The organism is Psychrobacter sp. SHUES1, assembly GCF_001652315.1.
GTDB lineage: Bacteria > Pseudomonadota > Gammaproteobacteria > Pseudomonadales > Moraxellaceae > Psychrobacter > Psychrobacter faecalis.
The window spans coordinates 1-17,846 of sequence record NZ_LXWA01000029.1; the positions used below are offsets into that span (position 1 = coordinate 1).

Here is a 17,846-nt window from a genome sequence, read left to right on the forward strand (position 1 = left end):
ACTGTGACAGTCGGGGCAACTGATATCTATTTGTGTCTTCATAACCTCAAATATATCATCTTGCTCTGGCTGTCACTCCTCCTTTTATTTCCTCAGCATACTTTCTGATACACCACCAAATACCTTACTTACCTGCTTTAGCTGCCATTTTAAAGAAAATCACCTTACCCATATTTTGATTAATTTTTTGGATATATATGACCACCGCAAAATCACAGCCACAGCGCAAAGGTTGGCTCGCACGCTCCTACTCTAACAGTTGGCTCACCACCTTGATGGTCGCTTTTATCGTCATTATTAGCGTCGGGGTGTCGATTTCGTTTTTTTGGCGCAGTCTGTATTTGCCAGAGCTTAAAAATCATGCGCGCTATCTGACCAGTGAATTACGCTTGATGAACAGCGTCAATAAAGACTGGAAAAATGTGCCGGCCGTCCGGCAATGGATTTATCAGCATTCGCATGTGGTGGTGGTCAATAATCCTAGCGATTTTCCGGTGATAGAAGATAAGGCGTTTGTTGGCGTCTTTACCGATGTATTGCAGCGCGAAATTGGCGCGCAACTGGGTCGTCCAGTAGAGGTATATTTTAAGTTTAAACCAACGCCGCAGCTGTGGGTGCAAGACAGTCGCGATACCAGCTTTTGGATTCGCGAGCCGGTGGTGTATTATTCGCAGTACAGTCCCGCTTTATTAGTATTGTTTTTAGTTGGCCTACCAATTTTAACCTTGCTGACCATTATTTTATTAGCGCGGCAATTAAATCGTCCACTACGCTATTTGCAGCGCGCGGCGACCAACTATATTCGCCTCGGCCACGCTACCACTTTACCGACCCATAATGGTCCCACTGAGATCCGCCAAGTCAATATGGCATTTAATCGCTTATTTACTACCCTCAATCAAGCACAAAAAGAGCGGACGATTATGCTGGCGGGTATCTCGCACGACTTGCGCACGCCGCTGACCCGTATGCGTTTAACCGCTGAGATGCTGCCTGATGAATTTTTTCGAGAAGGTTTGATTTACGATATCGAAGATATGGATGCGATTTTGGAGCAGTTTATTTCCTTTATGAAAGACGGTTCCGATGAGCCAGTGCGCCTGACCAATTTGGACACCATATTTAATGAAATTATGGTGCAATTTGCGCCGCTAGAGTTTATTTATCAATCCGAATGTCAAAAAATGGTGCCCGTGCGGCCAATGTCTATCAAACGCTTGGTGATTAACTTGGTCAATAACGCCAAACGTTACGGCAAACCGCCCATTTATTTATCCGCTACCGTGGTGCCGACATTCATAGAAAAAACGGTAGTAGAAGACAGCGATGTAGTGACTGAAAATGAGGTCAATAAAGAAGCAAAAGAGCAGTTATTGATATGCGTGCGCGACTGCGGTGCGGGCGTCGCAGAAGACCAATTAGAGCGTATCATGCAACCGTTTGAGCGCGGGGAGTCAGCGCGTACTACTCAGGGTAGCGGACTTGGTTTAGCAATTGTCGATCGTATCGCGCGTTTGCATCATGGGACGGTCGAGGCCATCAATCATCCAGATGGCGGTCTACAAGTCTGTGTTCGTATCCCACTTATTTCCAAAGTTGCCGGAGAGCCGCCATTGGCTGCTGATAATGATAAACCATTTAATGCTACTACCAATATAGACGACCAATAAAATAAATGAACGTTAAATAAATAGAAATAACAGACAACATCAGAGTGTGGCTAATAACTGATCGTTATTGGCCACTTTAATAGCCCTACTTTTTAGTACCAATAACTGGAGGAATGTACTCGGCACTATTGCTAAAGGTTAAAGGCTGGGTTATTTCTTGCTGCGCAGCCTTTAGCGTCTCAGTGCTGGTTGGCTGCTGCAAAAATAAATAATACCCAAGCGCTGCTGCGTTCAATACCACTAAACCACCAAATAAATACGGCATCCTTTGCCCTCCTTTACTATTAAGCTCATTTCAATCATTTTAATAAATTATCAATATCAATTTATCGGTCATTATAAAAGATTAAGCATCGAAATCGCGTTCACTTTTTTCTTGCGTCAACTCATCGGCAGCAAGGACTTGGGTCAATGGTTTAATCGGCCAAGTCATGACAAAGCGTGCGCCGCCAAGCTCACGGCTCTCGTCTACTTTCATATTGCCATTAAACCAAAAAGCGATACGCGATACGATAGACAAGCCCAAACCATAACCACCTGAGGCACGTGTACGACTATCGTCCAAGCGTGAAAATGGTATAAAGACTTTTTCACGGTCGGCTTCAGGAATACCGTGCCCATCATCTTCTACGCTGACAAAAGCATTGCCTTTTTTCACTCCCGCACTAATGATAATCGTGGTTTCGGCATAACGTAAAGCATTTCCGGCTAAGTTCTGAATCACCCGGTGCAGGTAACGTCTATCCGCAACCGCTGTCACTTTCGCATTTGGCAGATTGGTTACTATCTTAATCGGTTTGCCTAAAGCATTGGTTTCACGCTCAATTTGCTCAAGCAACTCGCGCAGATTGACCGGTTCTAAATCCAGTTTTGGTGAGCCTTCTTCAAGTTTGGCGTACGTTAAAATCTCATCAATCAAACCATTTAACGCTTCGATATCTTCATCAATATAATCACGCTGCATAAAGCGCGAATCTTCATCATCGGTATCTGCCAGCATATCGACAGCGAAACGAATACGTGCAACCGGCGTTCGCAGTTCGTGCGATACTGCCCGCGTCAGCTCGCGCTGCGATTCAATCAAACGCTTAATATGTGCCGTCATCGCATTAAAGGTCGCGGATAGACGCGCAATTTCATCTTGTCCGATAACCTGCACTTTGATATCAAGATTGCCTTTACTGACTTCGTTAACGCCCACTTGAATCAGTTGCAGCTTGCGCTCTAGCGGGAAAATAAGCGCATACACGCCTAAGCTGATCAGGAACATACTGATCAAAATCATACTGACAATCAGATTGAGCGGGAACCAGTTAAACAAAGGTACCGGCCCGATTAAAATCGCCATATCATTGATTTCAGACGGCACGACCACTTTAATCGACGAATTACTTTTACTGGTATTGGTATCTTGTAATAAGATGACGACCTCATCGCGGCGTAAGCGTGCCATTTGATCGGGGTCTAAATTAAGGGTATTGATCGCTCTAAATTCTAATGGAAAAGAGAATTTTTCTTCTAGTTCTGCCAAACGCGCACGCTTATCGGATAAAGTCGCGTAATAAGACAAATCATCGAGCAAAAATACCGCGATAGCGCGTACTTGCTGCTCGGTCACTTGCGAGATACGTGCGGTTAAAACACTCTCGTTGTCTGGCAAGCGATAATAAACATCGGCGTAAATAGGCTGGGCAACATAGCGAACGACGGTATTGCCTTTTTCAAAACGGCGCAGCTCACTGGCATTAAAATCGACCTCGTTAATAGGCACAATGTTAAATTCTGCGCCAAATAAGCTACTAGCATCCGACAGCCAATACTCACGCTGCGATTCGCTTTCTTGATGGGCAATGCCTTCAGCAACGATATGAAAAGCGCCCGTAGCCATATTTTCGCGGTAAGATTGGACGCGTTCTTTATTGATCGTATCCATCAACAATTGCGCAAATAATGCCACACACAAACAGACAATGAGCAGTCCAGCATAAATACGAACAAAGATACTGTGTTTAAGAGAAGAAACTAATGACATACGTGCCGTGACCAACCTAATAAAAAATTATTGATAAAGGAAGAAGAGAAATTCTTGCAGCGCAATTTATCTCATATAATCAAAATATCCTAAAAACGCTACAGTGTTGCTGATATCAATTTTTTGTAGCCTCTGTCTGCGCAGGCACAGCAAGCAAGAAAAATTGATATTAGCAGTGCATGATGTATCGATATTACTTTTCACTCACTATACTATTAATCTAGCATCCATAATTATCGCTCAATTAAACCACATAACGCAGCATTTAAGTTTAAAAATTAAAGTTTAGACCATAAAAAACCAGCTTTACGCTGGTTTTTTATTAAAAAGTATTTTAGTAAAGAGAATTGCATTAACAATACGCTGTTAATTGCCTTCTTTAACGAACAAATAGCCTTTACTGCGCACGGTTTTGATACGTTTAGGATTTTCTGGATCATCACCAATTTTTGGACGGATACGCGAGATACGTACGTCGATTGAGCGATCTTGACCGTCATATTCGATACCCCGTAGACGCTCAAAGATATCTTCACGTGACAAGATACGACCAGCATTAGACGCAAGTAACCATAATAAATCATATTCGGCACTGGTGAAATCAACCAATTCATCACCCAAATTCACTGAGCGACCACCGTTATCGATAACCAACTCACCAAACTCAAGACGCTGCGGCACATCTTCTGATGGCGCATTTTCTGAGCGGCGTAATAAAGCACGGATACGGGCAAGCAATACACGTGGCTGCGCAGGCTTAGCGACATAGTCATCAGCGCCCATTTCAAGACCCAAAACCTGATCCATGTCTTCTGTGCGCGCGGTCAGCATCAAAATAGGATTCTGATAGTGGGGACGTACTTCACGGCATACCGTCAAGCCATCGCTACCAGGAAGCATGACATCAAGTACGACCAAATCTGGTTGTTCATTGACAATACGGCGAATGGCGCGATTACCATCGGTTTCAATTGCCACTTCTAAACCATTTTTAACCAAGTAATCTTGGGTCAACATAGCTAAGCGCTCGTCATCCTCAACAATCAAGATTCGGGGGGTGTTGTCTTCTTCATTCGTTGTCATTGTTATATCCTCTAATACATCTTATTTAAAAGCGGTGAAAATAAGAGCGGTAAATTAATAGCACCGTAACTCAATCAATTTGTAAGCCAATACAGGCAGTGACCGTAACACGGTTACAAACTTGGTAGCACAGTATACTATTAAACACACAGCTTCCTATACTATAGCTTATAGTTGGTAACAAAACCTATAAACTACGTCCTATAAAACGTTAGTTTGCGTCCAAAAATTATACCTCTTATTAACTTTAAAAGGCATAGGATAAATTTTATTCAATCATTCTACTGGTCTTATATCGAACCAACGCTTTAAAAGCCGAAATAATAAATGTCGTTAAATATCGTTAAAAAAGCTAATAAACTTTTAAAAGAAAAAACGTGGTTGCTACGCTCTAATATAACCATATATCTGCGTTGCCGCTAGTCACTTTTCCATCATTTTATGAAAATCAGTTTAGTTTTTGATAAATATTGCATAACCTAGGAGATATTTCAAATATAGGCAAAATATCCTAAAAACGCTACGGTATTGCTGATATCAATTTTTTGTAGCCTCTGTCTGCGGCAAGCACAGTAAGCAAGAAAAACTGATATCAGCAGTGCGTGCTGTATCGATATTACTTTTCACTCACTATAGTAAATGTCTGAGCTATGGCAAATATTAAGCGCTAACTACTAAAAAGCTAACTATTAGAAGAACAGGCATAAAAAAACAGTCCCTAATGGACTGTTTTTATGTTTATAACAAAAACTAAAGCGTAACAATGTGCTAGGCGCGGTTTTTATATTTACGAATAGTCTGCAGCTGGGCGACTGATTCTGCCAATGACGCTAATGCCGCATTGGTTTGTACGGTATCAGATTGGTTGACCAGCATTTGCTCAGCTTTCTTACGTGCTTCAACGATTTTACTCTCATCAAGATTGTGTGCACGCATCGCGGTATCAGCAAGTACGGTGACCATTTTTGGTTGTACTTCTAACACACCGCCAGATACATAAATGACTTCTTCTCCACCGTTAGGTGTTTGTACGCGCATCGGACCGGGTTTTAGCAAAGTAATAAGCGGGGTGTGACCTGGCAATATACCAATTTCGCCTTCGGTACCACTAGCTATTAACATGCTAATTTCGCCTGAATACAACTCTTCACGAGCACTTACGACGCGACATTGTAATGTTGCCATACTTAATTCCTTACCATCAAAGCGCGATCAAAAAACAGTAAAAACTGCGATGCGTTACTGAGGAGTAGATATAAAGGTTATATTATACCTACTCGTTAGCCCATACCAATACCACTTACGCTGCAGAAGACTTCATTTTTTCTGCTTTAGCAACAACTTCGTCGATGCCGCCTGCCATATAGAAAGCTTGCTCTGGTAGATCATCGTACTCACCAGCGATGATTGCTTTAAAGCTAGCAATGGTATCGCGTAATGGCACATATTTACCAGGAGCACCGGTGAACACTTCAGCGACGTGGAATGGCTGTGACAAGAAGCGCTGAATTTTACGCGCACGATAAACGACCAGTTTATCTTCTTCTGACAACTCATCCATACCTAGAATGGCGATGATGTCTTTTAGCTCTTTATAACGCTGTAACACTTCTTGAACACCACGCGCAACGTTGTAATGCTCTTCACCGATAACCAATGGGTCAAGCTGACGTGAGGTTGAATCTAGTGGATCAACCGCAGGATAGATACCTTGTGAAGCGATATCACGGCTTAGTACCACTGTCGCATCCAAGTGAGCAAACGTCGTTGCTGGTGATGGATCGGTCAAGTCATCCGCAGGTACATATACCGCTTGTACCGAAGTAATTGAACCTGATTGCGTTGAAGTAATACGCTCTTGCAGCATACCCATCTCTTCAGCTAGCGTTGGCTGATAACCAACCGCTGATGGCATACGGCCTAGCAGTGCCGATACTTCAGTACCCGCTAGCGTATAACGATAGATGTTATCAACGAACAATAATACGTCACGACCTTTGCCAGTGGCAGGATCTTTGGTATCACGGAAGTACTCAGCCATGGTCAAACCAGACAGTGCAACACGTAAACGGTTACCTGGTGGCTCATTCATCTGACCATATACCATCGCAACTTTAGATTTGCTAAAGTCTTCAACGTTGACAACACCAGCCTCTTGCATTTCGTGATAGAAGTCGTTACCTTCACGGGTACGCTCACCGACACCAGCAAACACGGATAGACCTTCGTGTTTAAGGGCGATGTTGTTGATCAACTCCATCATGTTGACGGTTTTACCAACACCAGCACCACCAAACAGACCAACTTTACCACCTTTCGCAAACGGGCAAAGCAAATCGATAACTTTAATACCAGTCTCTAGCAGCTCAGTACTGTTTGACTGTTCTGCATAGCTTGGGGCTTCACGGTGAATAGACCAGCGCTCATCTGCTGCGACCGGACCTTCTTCATCGATAGGACGACCAAGAACATCCATGATGCGACCTAAGGTACCCATACCGACTGGTACAGAAATAGGTGCGCCTGTGTTGGTCACTGGTAGGTTACGTTTTAAACCTTCGGTTGAACCCATCGCAATAGTACGTACGATACCATCACCTAGCTGTTGCTGTACTTCTAGGGTGGTTTCAGTGCCGTCTACTTGCAAGGCATCAAAAATTTGAGGAACTTCGTTACGGTCAAACTCAACGTCAAGAACCGCGCCAATAATCTGTACAATACGACCGCTACTCATTGCGTTCTCCTTGAACTTCTGTATATAGTGGGTTTTATAAAGGGTTTCAATTATGAAACAGCAGCAGCACCGCCAACGATTTCCGAGATTTCTCGGGTAATCGCCGCTTGACGCAGCTTATTATAAACCAACTGTAAATCGTTAATTAGGTCACCAGCATTATCTGTTGCCGCTTTCATCGCAACCATACGTGAAGACTGCTCAGAGGCAATGTTTTCCATTACCGCTTGATAGACAATCGACTCGATATAGCGACCAAGTAATTCATCAATCAAGGTTTTAATGTCAGGCTCGTAGATATAATCCCAGCTCAGCTCTGTTTGTATACCACTTTCTTCATCACCAAATGAACCCTCTGGTAAAGGTACCAATTGGTTGACAATCGGTTTTTGAGTCATGGCGTTGACAAACTGGTTATAGACCACATAAATACGGTCTAATTTACCGTTGCTATAGTCTTCTAACATCGCTTGCACTGGCGCGTTTAATTGCTCAAACGTCGGTTTATCACCATAGTCAGTAACGGCTGAAGTGACTTTACCACCGAAGTTTTTAAAGAAACTCACGCCTTTAGCACCAATAACGGCAAACTCGGCTTGTACGGACTGGTCTTGATACTGCTGAATGCTTTTAGATAAAGCTTTGAATAGGTTAATATTCAAACCACCCGCTAGGCCGCGATCTGATGTGATGACGATATAGCCAACTTTATCAACGGGACGCGAGACCATATATGGGTGTTTGTAATCTGATGAGGCATGCACCAAATGCGAAATAACCCGGCGCATACTATCAGCATACGGGCGACCCACTTCCATGCGCTCTTGGGCACGGCGCATTTTACTAGCGGCTACCATTTGCATAGCGCGAGTAATTTTCTGGGTACTTTTAATACTGGTGACTTTGGCACGTATCTCTTTTAAGCTTGCCATAATGATTCCAATATAAGAGGGTTAAAAAGCATGGGCGTATGCAACAATCATTTAATATAAAACACTGAACTTATCGAAATAATGTCTTTACATCTTGTGGCATGACGCAATCTTAGACCTTCATTGGTTAAAACAGCGACGCGATTATCTTAAAGGAGAGTCTTTTAGACTTAAAAAGCTTCTTGGATAATGCGCCACTTTTTGCACTCTAAACTAGAGTGCTAACCAACTCAGGTTTAACCCGTTAAATTAATAACTGTGATTTTGTTTAAAGGTCTCTAAAGATGACTTTAAACGACCTGCGATATCATCATTATAATTCGCAGTGTCATCAATCTCACGCATCAATTCACTCTGCTCATCATGCATATAGCGTAAGTAAGCTTCTTCAAAAGAACCAATTTTTTCAACAGGAACGTCTGCTAAGAAGCCTTCGTTCGACGCATAAATAACGGCGGCTTGCTCAGAGATAGACATTGGCTGATATTGTTTTTGCTTCATCAATTCAGTCACGCGCTCACCATGATCAAGCTGTTCGCGAGTCGCATCATCAAGGTCTGATGCAAACTGAGCAAATGCTGCCAATTCACGATACTGAGCTAATGCAGTACGGATACCACCAGACAGCTTTTTGATAATCTTCGTCTGAGCAGCACCACCAACACGCGATACCGAGATACCAGCGTTGACTGCTGGACGGATACCTGAGTTAAATAAGCTAGACTCTAAGAAAATCTGACCATCAGTGATTGAAATCACGTTGGTTGGTACGAATGCAGAGACGTCACCAGCTTGAGTTTCAATGATAGGTAGCGCGGTCAAAGAACCGGTTTTACCAACCACTTCACCGTTGGTGAATTTTTCTACGTATGCCGCGTTTACGCGTGATGCACGCTCAAGTAAACGTGAGTGTAAGTAGAATACGTCACCAGGATAGGCTTCACGACCTGGCGGACGACGTAGCAATAGTGAAATCTGACGATAAGCAACGGCTTGTTTTGATAAATCATCAAAAACAATCAGTGCATCTTCGCCGCGGTCACGGAAGTATTCGCCCATCGTACAACCTGAGTACGGTGCGATATATTGAAGTGCTGCTGGTTCTGACGCTGAAGCGACCACCACAGTGGTATATTCAAGGGCACCAGTTTGCTCAAGCTTACGTACCACGTTAGCAATGGTAGAACGTTTTTGACCGATTGCGACGTATACACATTTAATACCAGATGCTTTTTGCGCAATGATCGCATCGATAGCCATCGCGGTTTTACCCGTCTGACGGTCACCAATGATAAGCTCACGCTGACCACGACCGATTGGAATCATGGTATCAACGGCTTTATAACCAGTCATGACTGGTTGATCAACTGATTGACGGTCGATTACGCCTGGGGCGATTTTTTCGACTTTATCAGTCATCTTGGCATCGATAGGACCTTTGCCATCAATAGGGTTACCTAACGCATCAACAACACGGCCTAGCAACTCAGGACCTACGGGTACTTCCAAAATGCGACCAGTACAATAGGCTTTTTGACCTTCTTGTAGTTTTAGGAAGTCGCCTAATACTACTGCACCAACAGAATCACGCTCTAAGTTAAGCGCCATTCCGTAGATTTCACCTTCAAACTCAATCATTTCGCCGTACATGGCATCTTCAAGACCATGAATCTGCACGATACCGTCAGATACTTTGACAATCGTGCCTTCATTCTTTGCAGTTGCACCCGCATCAAGGTCTTGAATACGCTGCTTAATCAGATTACTGATTTCCGCTGGATTCAATTGTTGCATTGCCTTGTTTCCTTTAATTTATGATAACCCGCCACTGACTTAAATGCTCTTATATCACGCAAGCTTTAGTAAGCTGCACGGATGATTGGCATTAGGCCGTTAGCTGTGTTTTTAACTGTTGTAACTTGCCACGCATCGAATCATCGATAACTTTGTCACCGACTTTAATCGTAGCGCCCGCCAATAGACTTGGATCAACCGACTCGTGAATCACCACGCTCGCATTGAGCGAGTCAGCAAGACGCGTTTGCAGCGTCTGACGCTGAGCATCAGTTAATGGATAAGCAGAGGTCACATAAGCGTCAAGCTGCTTTAAGCTTATTGCCTTGTGACGGCGATAATGCTCATAAACTTCAGGAAGCAGCGCCAGACGCTCTTGTTCTGATAACTGTTTAACGAAGTTACTAAGTGCTACTGATACTTTAGGATAGCTGGCGTTTTGGTCATGACGAGCCCCTTGGGTCTCACCTAATAACTGCTTAAAAGCAGAATCATTCGCGCTAGCTACTTGCGTATCATAAAGATCGACCAAAGCAGCTGACTTATGCTCAGCAGAAACAGCTGGATTGTCTAGCCAAGTACTGAACGACTTGTCATTGACAACGGTAGCGGCAATAAATAAGAAGTTTTCCCACTCATTTACTACCCCGTTTTCATTGGCATAGTCAAACGCGGCTTTAGCGTACGGTCGTGCTAAGGTTGATAAGTCAGCCATGATATCCTCACAATTACAGCTTCGCCGCCAGTTGGTCTAACATACTGGCATGTTTTTGCACATCGACTTTGTCTTGCAAAATCTTTTCAGCACCAAGTACAGCCAGTTCAGCAACTTGGGCACGCAATGATTCGCGCGCTTGATTGATTTCTTGGTCGATAGAGGCTTGCGCTTGTTGACGAATGCGTTCGCCTTCCGCTTGGGCTTGCAATTTTGCATCTTCAACAAGCTGATTGGCGCTCTTGTTCGCTTGCTCAATTAGCGCAGCAGCTTTAGTTTTTGCAACATCAAGCTCCTGCTGTACATTTTGCTCCGCGGTCGCTAAATCTGCTTTTGCTTTTTCTGCGGCGTTTAAGCCTTCAGCAATTTTACGCTGACGCTCATTAATGGCACCGATAAGTGGTGGCCACACGAATTTCATGCAAAAAATCACAAATATTGCAAAAGCAATGGCTTGACCGATGAGGGTAGAATTGATATTCACGTGATCACCTCTTTGTTAATGAAAAATCAGTTTCATTGATCATATTTGATAGCCAAACTTTGGCTATGTTTAATATACAAACTTTGACCACCAAACATTTACAACTGAGCTTTCTGATTAACCTGCTAGAGGGTTAGCGAACAACAATAGCATAGCAATACCAACACCAATCATCGGTACGGCATCAAGTAGACCTGCCACGATGAACATACGAGTTTGCAGTTGTGAACCAAGTTCTGGTTGACGTGCAACACCTTCTAAGAACTTGCCGCCTAGAATAGCAAAACCAATGCCTGTGCCAAGTGCGCCAAGACCGATAAGCAGTGCTACTGCGATAACTGTGTAACCACCTAATACTGGATCCATTGATGTATCCTCATTTACCTATTGAATGTATAATTAATGTTCAGTTGATGATGCAAGCGACATATAAACTATCGTCAACATCATAAATACGAACGCTTGAAGGGTAATAATTAAGATGTGGAAAATCGCCCACGGCACCGATAACGCCCATTGAATCCAAAACGGCATCAGGGCAATCAATACGAAGATTAGCTCCCCAGCATACATGTTACCGAACAGACGCAAACCTAGTGAAATGGGTTTGGCAATCAAAGTAACAAACTCTAAGATAAAGTTGATGGGGATTAAAATGATTTGCATGATTGGGTTTTTGGCGCTAAACGGATGCAGTGTTAACTCACCAATAAAACCACCCAACCCTTTTTCTTTAATACTGTAGTAAATAATCAGCGCAAAGACAGAAAATGACATGCCTAGGGTGATATTAGGGTCAGTCGTTGGTACAATCTTGAAGAACACGTGATGTGGATCATGACCCATCGCAGCGCCAACTTGACCTGCTAGACTTGGAATGAAGTCGATAGGCAATAAATCCATCAAGTTCATCAAGAAAATCCATACAAAAATGGTCAACGCTAGCGGCGCAATCAATTTTGACGTACCACTATAAGAATCGCGAACGTTGTTATCAACAAACTCAACGATCATCTCAACCGCTGCTTGAGTTTTGCCGGGAACGCCTGAAGTAACTTTTTTGGCAACCATCCAAAAGATGGCACAAAATAAAATACCCAGACCGATTGACCATAACATGGAGTCAAGATGGATAGCTTTAAAACCCATTAATCCTGCTTCTTCAGCAGTATGGGCAACTTTCCAACCTTCGCCCGGCAGATAGCCGTACGTCCAATTCGTTAAGTGGTGAGAGATATATTCTGATGATGTTTGCTCGGATGCCATAATGTAAGCTTCTTATTAATCAACGATTTAATCAACTACCAAAAAATATGGTTGTCATCTGATGAGGCGTTGGCGGTTTTATTTAATCTGCATTAAGCAAATCCAGAAAAACACTTACAGCCCTCATGTAACCAATAACATCCAACCCATAGCTCTATAACTACTCTGTTATTCTTAAATAATTAAGCGGAATAACCAATTTTTTTATTGCGGCGGCTCAATTTGATAGTCATGGATAAATTTTAGCTATCAAAAAAGGGCGCACGATTATTCATTAATGGCCCTTGCATATCTACGCAAATTTTTAAGTATGTGTTTACTTGTCTCGCTTTACTTTCCTCACACCCAATACGGTGCTCAGCAGCAAGACAGTTAGCTGTCTATATTAATGCAGCGTTGTAATCGTGTAAAGTCAATTATGACTTTTTTATTTACGGTATGAATACGTTAACCGCTGTTAACGTTCGCTACTATGGCTTTGCGTCTATCCATCAAAGCCGATAATTTAATTGTATTTGAACACTCTACTTAGAGAGAGGGTTACTTATCGCGATTTTTACGCTTAGATCTAGTTAAGCGTCTTTATTCATACTTTTATTGTAAAAACAGTTTTCAGTCACTTAATCATTGGTTGATGACTTTATAACAGTAATCTTAGAGAAGCTGGACCGCAGGATGACAAATGTACGTGCTGTATTATTGAGCTATTAAAATTATAATAGGTTCTAAATCTAGCGTATCTGCCACAACATCCAACTGTGACTAATCTGCATTACCATAAAACCGACGAATAGCGCAGGCGCTGATAGAGGTTGTATGGTAATAAAAATTAGTGCAAAACCACATACGGTCAGTAGCCATTTGACCATTTGACCACGATATAGCTGGCTGACAATGTGTCTGCGCGCGCGATATCCGGTATACCAAAAGATAAATCCAGCAAAGACCGCTTGGGTGGCAAAACTGAGTAGCGCCCCAATAGCGTTGCTCTTTGCAATAACAAGCGTATTGCCGTTATTACCCAACCAAGTAACATCTACTATCCAACCGAGCACAATCAGGATAAATAAAATCCATGCTTGGCGTTTTAGATAAATAGCAATCTTATCTCTTTGGGTGCGTTTGGCAGGTTTGGTCATTGATATTTCTATAGCTCTATAACGTGGGGACAATGCCACACCGTTGCGACAATATTATCCGTGAATGGCTCACTCTACAGACGTTATCTTTTAACCAAAATAAAACGCCACTTATTATAGGGAGCAAGCAGATTTTAAGCAAGTGAAATATGCCTTTTATCAAGCATTTAGTTATTTAGCGCTGAAAATCTCTCTACAGAGTCAATAAAGTAGCGCTAATCACCTCTAAATTCACCTATTCTACCGTTAATTTAACTTACGTCATTTCAAATAGCTCAAAAGCTCAGCTTGCCATTAGAACTTGACCGCTACTTTTGACCCTTATTTAGGAAATACACTGACGGATTTGCTGCGCCATTGTCTGCCAACCACTAATAAAATCTTTACTGTTGCTCATATCTTCCGCTTGCACGCTACTTTTAACCGGTTGTAATTTCGCCAGCAAACCTTTAGCAGGCTGATTTGGGCTGACCAAGCACATTTGTTTTGCTGGGCGCTGCTCATTTAACCAGCGTAATTGACTGGCTTTTGGCGCTAAATGATGATCGGTACTTAAGCTGCCAATTAACTGAAACTTGGCGCTGTCTTCCATATATTGATAAGCATCATGATATGCCCAATACGGCAAAGGTTTTTGCGCGTGGTTTGCATGAGCTGCCGCCACGGCTTTATTCATGCGCTGGGCAAATTTTTGCGCATTAGCATGATAGAGCTTTTTATATTGCGGATTGGCATGACTGTGAATGACAGCAAGCGCTCGCGTAATGGCTTTAGCGTTTTCAGGATCGAGCCAAATATGCGGATCGAGCGTGCCAGCAATGGCTTTGCCTTTAACATCGCGCAGCGGATGACGATTAAAGGCGTCGAATTTAAATAACGCAATCGCATTGGGCGCGCTATTGAGCGTGGTGGCGAGGTTGTTTTCTAGCGGCTCGCCAAACCAAACCACAAACTTACTGTTTTGAATCGCCTTGATATCGCCGGGACTGATACTGCCGTGATGTCCGACCTCCCCTGCTTGCAATAATTGCTTGGCTGATGGCGCGCCTTCCGTCACCGCTTGGCTTAATAAAAACAGCGGATAGTTACTGACGCTCACCGTTGCCGCTTGCGCGCTCATCATGAACGAGGCAAATATAAGCACGCCAGTTATGAAAAATCGCTGTAAGCGCAGAGTTAAATGCATAAAGTTTTTAAATAATGGAATCATAATGGCGGCTTTTAAGGTTCAAGGATAATTGGCAAAGGTAGTTATAAATATTTTGCAACGTTATTCTGGTATAAAACAGCAGACCTGTGAATAAATGCAAAGGACTTCTCTGTTTTGCATTTTAGTATGTTATACTATAACAATATAAAAAACCATTATAAAATATCCATTAATTAAAAATACTGTCCATCACACCGCTAGGTCATCTTTAGGAGTTTGCTGCATGTCTACTCATTCATCTGTTTGCGCTCATATCCATGATATGCAAGATTTTACAGCGTCCGATGTCAATGAGCGTTTACTAGCAGCCAAAGAGCAATGTCGCTCAAGCGGCGCGCGCTTTACGCCGCTGCGTCAACAAATCTACCAGCTGGTGCTAGAAGCCAATAAACCAGTGGGCGCTTATGATTTAATCACCCAATTGCAGCAGATGCGCCTTGCCGAGCCTGAAGCAGAAAGTGATAGCTCGAGCCATCAAGCAAATAATCAAACGCCAAAAAATGTCGCGCCGCCGACGGTTTATCGCAGCTTGGAGTTTTTATTGAGCGAAGGTTTGATTCATCAGCTAACCTCGATTAATGCTTATGTGCCTTGTTGTCATCCACGCGCCCAACATACAGCAGCGTTTTTAATCTGTGCCCAGTGTCAGCGGGTACAAGAATGCAGCAGTTTGCCGGTACAAGAAATAATGAGCTTTGCAGAGCAAGACGTTGGCTTTATGGTCGAGCGTAGCGTCATTGAATTGAGCGGTCGTTGCCAAGCGTGTCAGTAAAATAACGGTTTGCTTATATTTTTGACCTGAATTTTAGGTTTACGCTTTCATGCTAAATTATTATTCTGTCATTTCTTAATTATCATTAATACATCAGTACTGCCCTATGAGCCTAGCAATTTTACCAACCAAGCCCTCTGCTATGAATATAAGCGATAAAACCATGCCTAACGCGGCTAAACTGCTGAGCTTAAGTGATATCAGTTACCATATCGGGCAGCAACGTATCCTCTCGCATATCGATATTGATATTGCTGTTAATGAAACGGTCAGTCTGATAGGTCCTAATGGCGCGGGCAAATCCACCTTAGTTAAACTAATTTTAGGTTTAATCGAACCGACGAGTGGGCAGATAACGTCGCACCAAAACTTGCAACTTGGCTATGTGCCGCAGCGCTTTGCCGTGCCGCCTATTTTACCGTTACGCGTTTGCGATTTATTGGCACAAGCCGATAAAAAACGCCTAAGCGCTGAGCAGCGGCAATTTATCTTTGATAATTTATCGTTGACGCATTTATTGTCTCGGCAAATGCTGCATTTATCAGGCGGTGAAACCCAGCGAGTATTATTGGCGCGTGCCTTATTAGACAAGCCCAATTTATTAATTTTAGATGAGCCGATGCAAGGACTAGACCCTGATACCGAGGTTTGGCTCTATCAGTTTATCGATGAGCTGCCAGCATTTTTGCGCTGTGCCATGCTGGTGGTTTCACACGATTTGCATTGGGTGATGAAAGGCAGTCGTCGAGTCATTTGTCTGAATAAGCACATTTGCTGCGAAGGGCAACCAAGCGAGCTTGCGATTAGTTCGGAGTTTCAGAAGCTTTTTGGCCATCATTATGAGCAGCCTTATGTGCATCAGCCGCACGCTTGTGAGCACCATGCCCCAAGCGAGATATAATTAAAAAACCAAGCTTTTTAGGCAAATTGCCTTGTTCCTTTTATAAAAACGTTACGGATATCTATTATGACCGCTTGGTTAGCCATCATAGCTCCTGCTTGGATTGCTGGTAGTATTTTAGCGCTACTTTCTGCGCCTTTAGGCTGCCTAGTCTTATGGCGGCGCATGGCATTTTTTGCCGATGCCTTGGCACATGGCACGTTACTTGGTGTGGCGTTGGCAGTTTTGTGGCAATTACCGATGGGCATCGGTATTGGCATCGTCAGTATTTTAGTCGTACTGGGCTTGGTATTCATCGATGATGAGCGTCTGCCAGTCGATGCAGTGCTGGCCGTGGTTGCGGTATCGCTGCTGTGTTTAGGTTTATTAACCTTGACGCAGCTTACCGATCAGCAAGCCAATGTTTTAGGTTTTTTATTTGGCAATTTGCTCGAGCTTGACTGGGCAGATTTGCCGTTGATTGCAGTAAGTGTTTTGGTGGGCTTAGGATTACTGATTTATATATGGCCTGCACAAATCAAGCTTGCCACCCACGAAGCTTTGGCACGCATTCAAGGGATCAATCCAACACGCCAGCGCTTGTTTTTTATGGGCGTATTGGCAGGGTTTTGTGCTATTGCCTTGCAAGCGGTTGGGAGTTTATTAATCAGCGGCCTATTGGTGTTGCCAGCATTAACAGCACGTTTATGGTCGGCATCACCAAAACAAATGGTTGTTATCTCTTTAATCATTGCCCAGCTTGGCGTCACGCTTGGCGTTTGGGGCAGCATTTGGCTAGATATCCAAACGGGGCTTGCTATCGTTTTGGTACTGGCTATTTTATTTTTTGTGGCGCTCATTATCTCAAAGCTAATAAGCAAAAAATCAGGATCCGAATCCATCTTGGCAAAATTCTGGTCCCCACGCCGTTAGCGTTATTCACATATAGCATCAGATTTCTAAACGTCTCAGCCATTACATTTAGGTCGTGATTTTGATATTTGCTTGGCCTTTGTCGAACTTTATTTCATCAATATTGCTAGAGCTTTAATGCCCATTATGTTATAAACTTTCCTGAATACTATCAATGCGATAGTTGGTGAATATTTGGTTTAATAAATTCTTGGTGTACCAA

Annotated in this window: 17 protein-coding genes; 4 read left to right on the forward strand and 13 right to left on the reverse strand. The window is 43.1% G+C overall.

Translation table 11 applies throughout. From position 1 onward, the window contains the following. Window positions 1–197 precede the first annotated feature (197 nt). Window positions 198–1,670 carry an ATP-binding protein gene (locus tag A7325_RS02235; RefSeq protein WP_068404246.1) on the forward strand — a complete coding sequence of 491 codons (1,473 nt, stop codon included), beginning with the start codon at window positions 198–200 and terminating at the stop codon, window positions 1,668–1,670. 85 nt (window positions 1,671–1,755) lie between these two features. Here the strand turns inward: A7325_RS02235 and A7325_RS02240 are convergent, their stop codons facing one another. The 13 genes from A7325_RS02240 to A7325_RS02300 form a co-directional block, all read right to left on the reverse strand. Further along, a complete protein-coding gene (locus A7325_RS02240; RefSeq protein WP_068404248.1) occupies window positions 1,756–1,935 on the reverse strand; it encodes a hypothetical protein in 180 nt (59 codons plus the stop codon). An 81-nt stretch (window positions 1,936–2,016) separates the two neighbouring features. Further along, on the reverse strand, window positions 2,017–3,702 hold the full coding sequence (locus A7325_RS02245) for an ATP-binding protein (RefSeq protein ID WP_068404250.1): 1,686 nt from the start codon (window positions 3,700–3,702) through the stop codon (window positions 2,017–2,019). Between the two features lie 366 nt (window positions 3,703–4,068). After that, complete coding sequence (locus A7325_RS02250) at window positions 4,069–4,785, reverse strand: response regulator (protein ID WP_021812806.1); 717 nt, start codon at window positions 4,783–4,785, stop codon at window positions 4,069–4,071. Window positions 4,786–5,553: 768 nt separating this feature from the next. Beyond that, window positions 5,554–5,970, reverse strand: coding sequence for a F0F1 ATP synthase subunit epsilon (locus A7325_RS02255; RefSeq protein WP_068404252.1), 417 nt, complete (start codon window positions 5,968–5,970; stop codon window positions 5,554–5,556). Window positions 5,971–6,085: 115 nt separating this feature from the next. Further along, window positions 6,086–7,519, reverse strand: coding sequence for a F0F1 ATP synthase subunit beta (gene atpD / locus A7325_RS02260; RefSeq protein ID WP_068404254.1), 1,434 nt, complete (start codon window positions 7,517–7,519; stop codon window positions 6,086–6,088). A 50-nt stretch (window positions 7,520–7,569) separates the two neighbouring features. Next, complete coding sequence (gene atpG, locus A7325_RS02265) at window positions 7,570–8,451, reverse strand: F0F1 ATP synthase subunit gamma (RefSeq protein WP_068404256.1); 882 nt, start codon at window positions 8,449–8,451, stop codon at window positions 7,570–7,572. Between the two features lie 249 nt (window positions 8,452–8,700). Further along, window positions 8,701–10,245, reverse strand: a complete 1,545-nt coding sequence (atpA, locus tag A7325_RS02270; RefSeq protein WP_068404258.1) for a F0F1 ATP synthase subunit alpha — start codon at window positions 10,243–10,245, stop codon at window positions 8,701–8,703. A 91-nt stretch (window positions 10,246–10,336) separates the two neighbouring features. Continuing rightward, window positions 10,337–10,960, reverse strand: coding sequence for a F0F1 ATP synthase subunit delta (locus tag A7325_RS02275; protein WP_068404260.1), 624 nt, complete (start codon window positions 10,958–10,960; stop codon window positions 10,337–10,339). A 13-nt stretch (window positions 10,961–10,973) separates the two neighbouring features. Continuing rightward, on the reverse strand, window positions 10,974–11,444 hold the full coding sequence (locus tag A7325_RS02280) for a F0F1 ATP synthase subunit B (protein ID WP_025651436.1): 471 nt from the start codon (window positions 11,442–11,444) through the stop codon (window positions 10,974–10,976). 117 nt (window positions 11,445–11,561) lie between these two features. Next, entirely contained in the window at window positions 11,562–11,810 is a 249-nt protein-coding gene (gene atpE, locus A7325_RS02285) for a F0F1 ATP synthase subunit C (protein WP_025651437.1), read from the reverse strand. A gap of 33 nt (window positions 11,811–11,843) precedes the next feature. After that, the gene (atpB, locus tag A7325_RS02290; RefSeq protein ID WP_068404261.1) at window positions 11,844–12,710 is read right to left on the reverse strand and encodes a F0F1 ATP synthase subunit A; all 867 of its coding nucleotides are present in this window, start codon (window positions 12,708–12,710) and stop codon (window positions 11,844–11,846) included. Window positions 12,711–13,441: 731 nt separating this feature from the next. Continuing rightward, entirely contained in the window at window positions 13,442–13,849 is a 408-nt protein-coding gene (locus A7325_RS02295) for an ATP synthase subunit I (RefSeq protein ID WP_068404263.1), read from the reverse strand. A gap of 325 nt (window positions 13,850–14,174) precedes the next feature. Continuing rightward, window positions 14,175–15,059: a metal ABC transporter substrate-binding protein gene (locus A7325_RS02300; protein ID WP_068404265.1), complete on the reverse strand. Its 885-nt coding sequence runs from the start codon at window positions 15,057–15,059 to the stop codon at window positions 14,175–14,177. Window positions 15,060–15,282: 223 nt separating this feature from the next. Here A7325_RS02300 and A7325_RS02305 point away from each other — a divergent pair, with 223 nt between their 5' ends. From A7325_RS02305 to A7325_RS02315, 3 genes are all read left to right on the forward strand, one after another. Next, window positions 15,283–15,831, forward strand: a complete 549-nt coding sequence (locus A7325_RS02305; RefSeq protein WP_068404267.1) for a transcriptional repressor — start codon at window positions 15,283–15,285, stop codon at window positions 15,829–15,831. Between the two features lie 163 nt (window positions 15,832–15,994). Continuing rightward, window positions 15,995–16,732 carry a metal ABC transporter ATP-binding protein gene (locus A7325_RS02310; protein ID WP_082894257.1) on the forward strand — a complete coding sequence of 246 codons (738 nt, stop codon included), beginning with the start codon at window positions 15,995–15,997 and terminating at the stop codon, window positions 16,730–16,732. A gap of 66 nt (window positions 16,733–16,798) precedes the next feature. Then, entirely contained in the window at window positions 16,799–17,644 is an 846-nt protein-coding gene (locus tag A7325_RS02315) for a metal ABC transporter permease (RefSeq protein ID WP_068404270.1), read from the forward strand. Window positions 17,645–17,846: the final 202 nt, after the last annotated feature.

Coding starts and splice junctions, on each gene's coding strand:
- A7325_RS02315 (WP_068404270.1), top strand. CDS start 16,799: ATGACCGCTTGGTTAGCCATCATAGCTCCTGCTTGGATTGCTGGTAGT.
- atpG (WP_068404256.1), bottom strand. CDS start 8,451: ATGGCAAGCTTAAAAGAGATACGTGCCAAAGTCACCAGTATTAAAAGT.
- A7325_RS02245 (WP_068404250.1), bottom strand. CDS start 3,702: ATGTCATTAGTTTCTTCTCTTAAACACAGTATCTTTGTTCGTATTTAT.
- A7325_RS02310 (WP_082894257.1), top strand. CDS start 15,995: ATGCCTAACGCGGCTAAACTGCTGAGCTTAAGTGATATCAGTTACCAT.
- A7325_RS02295 (WP_068404263.1), bottom strand. CDS start 13,849: ATGACCAAACCTGCCAAACGCACCCAAAGAGATAAGATTGCTATTTAT.
- A7325_RS02235 (WP_068404246.1), top strand. CDS start 198: ATGACCACCGCAAAATCACAGCCACAGCGCAAAGGTTGGCTCGCACGC.
- atpA (WP_068404258.1), bottom strand. CDS start 10,245: ATGCAACAATTGAATCCAGCGGAAATCAGTAATCTGATTAAGCAGCGT.
- atpD (WP_068404254.1), bottom strand. CDS start 7,519: ATGAGTAGCGGTCGTATTGTACAGATTATTGGCGCGGTTCTTGACGTT.
- A7325_RS02305 (WP_068404267.1), top strand. CDS start 15,283: ATGTCTACTCATTCATCTGTTTGCGCTCATATCCATGATATGCAAGAT.
- A7325_RS02250 (WP_021812806.1), bottom strand. CDS start 4,785: ATGACAACGAATGAAGAAGACAACACCCCCCGAATCTTGATTGTTGAG.
- A7325_RS02240 (WP_068404248.1), bottom strand. CDS start 1,935: ATGCCGTATTTATTTGGTGGTTTAGTGGTATTGAACGCAGCAGCGCTT.
- A7325_RS02300 (WP_068404265.1), bottom strand. CDS start 15,059: ATGATTCCATTATTTAAAAACTTTATGCATTTAACTCTGCGCTTACAG.
- A7325_RS02275 (WP_068404260.1), bottom strand. CDS start 10,960: ATGGCTGACTTATCAACCTTAGCACGACCGTACGCTAAAGCCGCGTTT.
- A7325_RS02255 (WP_068404252.1), bottom strand. CDS start 5,970: ATGGCAACATTACAATGTCGCGTCGTAAGTGCTCGTGAAGAGTTGTAT.
- atpE (WP_025651437.1), bottom strand. CDS start 11,810: ATGGATCCAGTATTAGGTGGTTACACAGTTATCGCAGTAGCACTGCTT.
- atpB (WP_068404261.1), bottom strand. CDS start 12,710: ATGGCATCCGAGCAAACATCATCAGAATATATCTCTCACCACTTAACG.